Here is a 6,884-nt window from a genome sequence, read left to right as displayed (position 1 = left end):
TCGGGAAAGAAAACTGTAACGACACGTACTATTGAAAGAGATATTGCTGCTCTTCAAGCCAAGGGAATCTTGAAACGTGAAGGCGGTAGAAAAAGTGGTAAATGGATAGTTGTAAACATTTTTAAAAAAAGAAATAACAAAGTCGAAACATAGCATAGAAAATTGAGGATTGGTGTAAAAAGCAATACATAGGCCAAAAGTATTATACCAAACAGAAACTATCAATTCTGAAATAGATTTCGCTCTAGAGAAAGCACCAAGTAAATAGGGTGGTTCTAGAATGAACTACCCTGATATCAAGTATTTGCTTACCTCCGATAACAGTCGAAGAATTCCTGTTATATTGAGGTAAAAGGTAAGAAGGGGGATTTGATAAAGGTGAACGAAAAAGGAGAGATCGATAATCTCAAAAAGAATTCTGATTCTAATGTGCTCACCGACGGACCTATCAGCCGCATTAACTTCTGTACCATCCCGGAGCGGAAAATCGGTGCCGAAATGCCAGTATATGGTGAATTCGACGATGATGCTGAGAAACTAGGTGAACCGCCATTATATCGAGAAAATTCCTCCGAAGGTAGCAAATGCCGACGGAGCTGACGGAAAGCAAGGTGGAAAACAAGGCGGAAAGGTGTTCAGTATTCAGTTATTTAGTTTTAAGAAGCTATTATTTCGTTACGACGGACTCGACCTGAGAGGTTTCAACGTTTTACAGCTCGAAAACTTAACACTTGATAATTTTAAAAAACGCTGACTTTCTCTATTTTTTAAGGAGTAAGTCAGCGTTTCATTTTCCTAAATTCATCGAGGATAGAAGAATATGACTATTTCAAGCCTTGGGCATTTTTGTAGTCCTCCATATCTGCAGGATTATCAAACTCCAAGCCATTGCAATGATACTTTTGTTTTTTGGATGAACTCGAGCGAGTAGCCTTCTGCTTAGCCAAATACTCTAAGATTGTCCAACCCATATCGGCATTCGTCTTGCTATTTAATATCTTTTTGTTGAACTCGATGATGTCTCCCGTAGGAGGCTCATAATTATGAGTGTTTTGGTGGCTAATGCTTGCACTCACAACATTGTCATGAATATTTTCGAAAGCATTATTGGTACACGCCATAACATTGCCATTATAGACTCTTAGATTCTTGGCAAAGTAGGCATTCATGATTTTTCTGTTGAGTTCCTTATTTGTATCACTGGATTTCAGACTGGACAAGATATCATCTCTGTCTGTTCCTAATGCTACCATTTCATAGACATTATAGCCCTTACGGCATGTGAACTTCAAGAAAGCGTTAGCTATCTCCATCGTGCATGCGTCAAGTATAGGCTTAACATACTCACTGATATCTATAGGTATATCATAGGCAGTTACGTTATAGCAACGAGCATCCGATGCTAAAGAATTTAACTGGTCTTCATACTGTATAGTAATATTACAGTCTCCCACACCATCAGGTGCCTGGGCAAAAACATACAATGAGCCGATGCAAGTTCCCTCCACGTTGTACACGTCAACGCTCCACGTATCTATCATATTGCGGTTCTCATCCACCAAAGTGACAGTTGTGCCCTCATAGCGGGGATATGCTTTAGTCAATTTATCAACGATACCCTCCAATGCCGCATTCATCGACTCGATATTAGGAAACAATTTGCTTGCCGTCACACCATAGATTTTGCCACCATCATTCCAGTCACCCAAAAGAGTGATGTCGAAATTTGGGATACCGCATACTGTGCCAGTGATGTCACAGTAGTCAGAACCTTCACGAATGTCGATATAGAAATGCTTGGCACGCAAATGTTTGAGGAAATTTTGGAATGAAATATTTAACGAGATTCCCTGAAAATGTAAATGCTGAGCAGGATTTGTCTTCATATTCTTGGAAGAAGCTGCTGTTGCAGGAATATCCCTATGTACAAGAATTGTACCATTGCCTAAATCCTCATACCTATTCTGTGCTGTACCTCTCAGCGAAAGCAGGCACAGTATTAATACAATATATTTTTTCATATAAATTCTTTATTAAGTATTTGGATAGGGACTTTTCACCAGCCTATTAGATGAGTTTATTGGTCTTAGCCGCCACATCCTTTTTTACCCCAAGATAGTGGAGTTAAATATTTAATTGCAAAAATAAGCAATTTTTTGATTTATCCACCATATTTAGTGTTAAAAGTTCTTTAAAACTAATTTAATGTCACTTTTTAACCACTTTGTGATAGAATTTCAGCTCTGCAGAATGCCATTGGAGAAACAGGTTGACATTCATGCAGTCCTACTTAATTAATTCTGTCTTTCTAGTTTGTTTGCATAGTAGATGTAAGTTTATACTCCATGTATGTTAAACTTATTATGATATTCAGAATGAGAAATTCAAGAAATATTTTGGTCTTGGATTATATATAGACTTCTATGTGCAAAATGCCAATTGTATATTATGTTTTTTTATATAACACCATGCACTTAGCGCTATGCTACTTTATTAGAAGTATTGTCCTTAAGAGCTGCCAAATGGATTTTTGATATTATGTAAGTTCTTCTCTAAGCCGTTTCACGAAATGCTCACATTATGGGTCATTAAGAAATATACAATAGCGACCACCTTCCTGCTTGTGTGGACAACGACACAAGATAAGGTGGCCGTCTAAAGCTTTACTATGCCAATCGTAACTTTTAGTACAATCCTTACAATGGTAGATTATTTCAGTTGCGATTGGCTTTATTTGTTTCTTTCTTGGTTTGGGCATAAAGCAATCTTTATAATTGTGTTATCGATGAAGACATCTGATTTCTTCTTTTTGTAGAAGAGTATCGCTCATTGCAAATGAAGCAACGGTTCCAAAGCCAAGTGTTCTGATAGCTGCCTTAGCGGTATTGCCTGTATCTACCACATTGTCTATGAGATAAGGAGTGCGATTCGATGGCAAGTTTTTATGTCTGTAGAACCCCATATCTTTGGCAGAAAGTGTTTGGTCTTTTTTCTTGGCATCATATTTGAGCCAAAAATACACTAAAATATTGGTTTCAGCAAATTACAAATGGAATGTGTTAAGACGAAAAAACACCTAAGTAGGTGGCTTGGCAAGTAGTTATAAAAATGTTCGTTTTAGAGCTGTCCAGGGGGTTACTTTCCGATGCAACATGTGGATGTTGCTGATAGTTAAGCTTTTATCTTTTAAACGGTACAACTACCCTTTTTACAAGTGCAGAGAAAATGAACAACAAATGTAATATGTTTATTCTCAGCCTGTTAGCGATGAAGTTGTACCGCTCCTTTTTAGCCTTTTTGTAAGATTCTGGAAACAAATGCAATGCATTGTTTCTCAGCCTCTTCCGTTTCTTGTGTTACAGAACGCTTATCTGGTTGCAAAGATACAGATTTATATTGGATTAGAGCAAACTATTATCTTAAAAAATATTATTTCACAGTTGCTTTTTGGATAACGTCTTTGACACTGTTACGAAATGCCTACTGCCACCATTCAAGAGTGTAGAACAAAGTAAGCTCCGTCATGCCTGTCTCTCCAAGAAGAAAACCTTTGTAGAGCAAACTAATCACTCACCAAATGACTATGAGAAAGTGGCTTCTGACACTATTGTTTAAGTACCATTGCAAACTGTACATGAACCAGAGGTTATTTGGAACGACAATAGTGACAAACAAGATGAACGGCTACGATAATAAGCCTGGATTGATGAAATAACACAAGGAATAAAATAATCTTGAAATCTCATGCAAGTTTTTGATTCCTTTTGCGTTTATTGAATAGTTATAACCCTTTAATATTGAAGAAATGTATGAAAATTAAAATGATTCTTATTGCATTAACCGCTTTGCTATCTTTGGCAAGCTGCGGTGATGATGACTCTGGTATTCAACTCACACAAGACGAAATCATTGGTGACATAAATACTGGTAAAAAGATTGTGATTACCTCTCTTATCACCTATACGGAAAGTAGCAGCAAAGTTAATGTAAATGGAGCTAAAGGCAAAATATCAGCAACATCTTCCGATGAAAGTATAGCCAAAGTCTCGTGCTCAACAAATGAAGCAGAGAAAGAAATCTATGTAAGTGGTGTTTCTGTAGGAAATACCACTATCACCATAACCGATTCCGATGGAAATACTGCTGTATTAAAGGTTGAAGTAAAAGATTGGACGACTCTTTGGGAACTTAGTAGAACAATGTATGTGGTAGATAGAAAATGTTTTGTTGAAGGTGTTTCTTCTGAGGATTCTGCAACTATTGCAGCTGATGCCATAGAGAAAGACTCATACAATAAATATTATACAATACGTACTCGTGTTTATATTCCTTCTGGCCCTTATGCAACCAAGAGACTAACCATTACAGATGATAAAGGAAATGTCCGCATGGATGGAATTCTTAAGATTCAACCAAATGCTGATAACTCCGAAGTTTGGCATTTATTACCTATTGGTAATTATACGGAAGTCGTTTTGGCTACATTTTACTATGACCAAAAAAGTATAGTCAAAGATGTGACAGGTTATTATAAAACGGCATATCCTAAGATTAAGAAAGTTGAGCTACATGCCATTTGCGCAATAGAGGAATTGGAGCCGGACAAATAATTGATAGAAGTAAGTTACATTTATATCTGAATAAATTGCAACATTGTGGCATTAACCTCTACATTCAAAATGAACAGCTTATATTATTGGACGAAGAAGGACATCCGTCCCTCTTTGCCCCGATAATGATAGCCACACTTTCGACCTGTGCGCAATTGGAACGTGATAATATCTCATTCCGATTACAGTCAGGAAGGAAGCGGTTTATATCTTTGTCGCAATAAAAATAAAAAGAAGTATGAAAAAGATAGTTTTTATTTTACTCATTTTTTGTAGTTTTCTTGTAGTATGGGGATGCAATAAGAATAAAACGAAATGTGTTCCACAGAAAGAAGCAACTTCTGATTCTTCTATGAGAAGTAATGACGACACTCTAAGCCTTATGATAGAGCATGAGGTTGACGATGTTGATTATGGAGTGATTATAAAACGTGGCGACAAGACCATTCATCGCTTCGGATACAAATATCCTGAAGACGATGATCTTGTACCAAATGAAGAACGTATTGATAGTTGTCTGTTGACTGACTTGAATTTTGACGGTATAAAAGAAGATGTGCTGTTTTATTTGGGTAGCTTTGGTGCTTCTGGCACTGAACATTTTGATGCATATGTTTGGAATCCTAATACTGAGCATTATGACAAAATTGAAGAATTCAAAGATATTCCAAACCCCAAAATCAGCGACAAATACAAGTGTATTCTTTCAAGAGTGTATATTTCTTCCGCAGAGAACGAATATGCAAAATATGTATGCACCAATGGACATCTCATTAAGGTTGCCGAATTGAGACAATATTGGAAAGGGAACATTTATCCAGAGCGAGACAGGGCTGTTTATGAAGAGCATTTTATTAAAGCTAATGTTTGGAAGAGAAACTTGAAACTAAATCAAATTAGCGATTTCTGGAAACCGGTCGTACCGTTTTGATTATATCCAATTGGAGTTGGTGGGGTCATATAAAAATAAAAGGAATTATGGGCAAATATCGCTTTCTATAATTCCTTTCTAATATTTTTTCTTTTTAATGAGTTGTAGATATTACCTTTTTCTCATTAATAATATATATGCGTCCGTTCTCTATGCTTGTTACCTTTTTTCCAGACAAATCATATATCTGGTCTTCCTTTTGTGGGCTTATTGTAATGTTATCGACTCCTGTTGTCGGGAAATCATCTGTTTAAGGGGTAAATACCGTACAACGAGTGAAGCGATTAATAAAAGTACAATCATAGCAATAAAACTATTGATTTTACGTTCTTTTCAAAGAAAGGGGTTGTGCAATAGTGGCTTAAAGGCTTAAAGCACTACCTTTGAATGCTGTTAAATATGGTAATGTTCAAAGTCACAATTTGTGATATTGGAAAAATGAATATAAATATGACAGATAAAATAGAAAAAAAGGAGAGCAGCGAACTGTGTATATCACATAGGTGCATCCATTAAGGACTTAGGCAAAAAGTGTTTTGGTTTCTCCAAGATGGCAACAAAATAGTTCAAAGAGCGAATCGCCCCGCTTTGGGGCTATATTTAGGCTACAGGAGGCATTTTCACGTTGCATAAACAACTCGTTCGCCAACTGGTTGTCAGAGTTAGTTAACGCCGAGGATTGCATAAAGGCTTTCCAAGGCATATGTTTAATTCAAATTTAATCCACTTTTTAAAGTGGAGTCATAGATAAAATCATATAGAATAAAGATGAAGGAATTAGTGGGTATTATATTATTGACAGTTTTGGTAGTATTTGGTTCATGCAACTCCAATACTAATGTGTCTCTTGTGGGAACATCTCCGCAACTATTTGATGTATGCCAAGTAAGCTCAGGTAATCCTGACTATAGAAATAGAGAGTTGTTCATAAACGAATTGGAAAAAAAGTGTAAATATCCTATTGAGTTTCAAAAAAATAATTTGGAAGCATACGTTGCTGTTGAATACACGACAGACCAACGAGGATATATTGTTAAAAAAAAAAGTGGTTGCTTGCGACAATAAAAAATTCAAAAAGATAACATTGGATATATTCGACGAAGTTAAAACTCTTAAAATAGCCACAACAGAGAAAATAGATACAATCTACTTCCAATACAAGATACAAGGTTCACCAACTTTAATCCATTCAAAAGTAGATGTCAAGATTATCGGCTATGGCAGCAATAATAAATCAATTTTAATGAAGTAACTCGATTTATCATAATTCACTACTGTCCAATAAAAAAGGCAATTCAAATACACGTTCTTCTTCAAGTGGGAATGGTTTTGGTTCTTTTGGA

Annotated in this window: 6 protein-coding genes and 1 pseudogene; 5 read left to right on the top strand and 2 right to left on the bottom strand. The window is 36.1% G+C overall.

Features of this window, described 5'->3' with window-relative positions; genetic code table 11:
- Positions 1–378: 378 nt before the first annotated feature.
- A complete protein-coding gene (locus tag NNC77_RS15740; RefSeq protein WP_234564524.1) occupies positions 379–600 on the top strand; it encodes a hypothetical protein in 222 nt (73 codons plus the stop codon).
- A gap of 224 nt (positions 601–824) precedes the next feature.
- On the opposite strand, the gene NNC77_RS15735 is transcribed toward NNC77_RS15740, so the two are convergent.
- Positions 825–2,021, bottom strand: a complete 1,197-nt coding sequence (locus NNC77_RS15735; RefSeq protein ID WP_234564521.1) for a hypothetical protein — start codon at positions 2,019–2,021, stop codon at positions 825–827.
- Between the two features lie 758 nt (positions 2,022–2,779).
- On the bottom strand, positions 2,780–2,962 hold the full coding sequence (locus NNC77_RS15730; protein ID WP_254964633.1) for a hypothetical protein: 183 nt from the start codon (positions 2,960–2,962) through the stop codon (positions 2,780–2,782).
- A gap of 847 nt (positions 2,963–3,809) precedes the next feature.
- Between NNC77_RS15730 and NNC77_RS15725 the strand changes: the two genes are divergently transcribed.
- The 4 genes and pseudogenes from NNC77_RS15725 (at position 3,810) to NNC77_RS15710 (ending at position 6,606) form a co-directional block, all read left to right on the top strand.
- Positions 3,810–4,610 (top strand): pilus assembly protein N-terminal domain-containing protein, encoded by an 801-nt coding sequence (locus NNC77_RS15725; protein ID WP_254971758.1) that lies wholly within the window; start codon positions 3,810–3,812, stop codon positions 4,608–4,610.
- A gap of 35 nt (positions 4,611–4,645) precedes the next feature.
- Positions 4,646–4,819: pseudogene (locus NNC77_RS15720) on the top strand (recombinase family protein); the annotation flags it as partial.
- A 29-nt stretch (positions 4,820–4,848) separates the two neighbouring features.
- Positions 4,849–5,541: an XAC2610-related protein gene (locus tag NNC77_RS15715; protein WP_153137072.1), complete on the top strand. Its 693-nt coding sequence runs from the start codon at positions 4,849–4,851 to the stop codon at positions 5,539–5,541.
- 768 nt (positions 5,542–6,309) lie between these two features.
- Positions 6,310–6,606: a hypothetical protein gene (locus NNC77_RS15710; protein WP_254971757.1), complete on the top strand. Its 297-nt coding sequence runs from the start codon at positions 6,310–6,312 to the stop codon at positions 6,604–6,606.
- Positions 6,607–6,884: the final 278 nt, after the last annotated feature.

The organism is Segatella copri, from assembly GCF_024330485.1.
GTDB lineage: Bacteria > Bacteroidota > Bacteroidia > Bacteroidales > Bacteroidaceae > Prevotella > Prevotella copri_L.
The sequence above is the reverse complement of the archived record's forward strand: the minus strand, read 5'-3'. Positions and strand labels throughout refer to the sequence as shown.

Bases quoted from the DNA above. Each gene is read 5' to 3' on its own strand.
- NNC77_RS15735 (WP_234564521.1), bottom strand. From the start codon at position 2,021: ATGAAAAAATATATTGTATTAATACTGTGCCTGCTTTCGCTGAGAGGT.
- NNC77_RS15730 (WP_254964633.1), bottom strand. From the start codon at position 2,962: ATGGGGTTCTACAGACATAAAAACTTGCCATCGAATCGCACTCCTTAT.
- NNC77_RS15725 (WP_254971758.1), top strand. From the start codon at position 3,810: ATGAAAATTAAAATGATTCTTATTGCATTAACCGCTTTGCTATCTTTG.
- NNC77_RS15715 (WP_153137072.1), top strand. From the start codon at position 4,849: ATGAAAAAGATAGTTTTTATTTTACTCATTTTTTGTAGTTTTCTTGTA.
- NNC77_RS15710 (WP_254971757.1), top strand. From the start codon at position 6,310: ATGAAGGAATTAGTGGGTATTATATTATTGACAGTTTTGGTAGTATTT.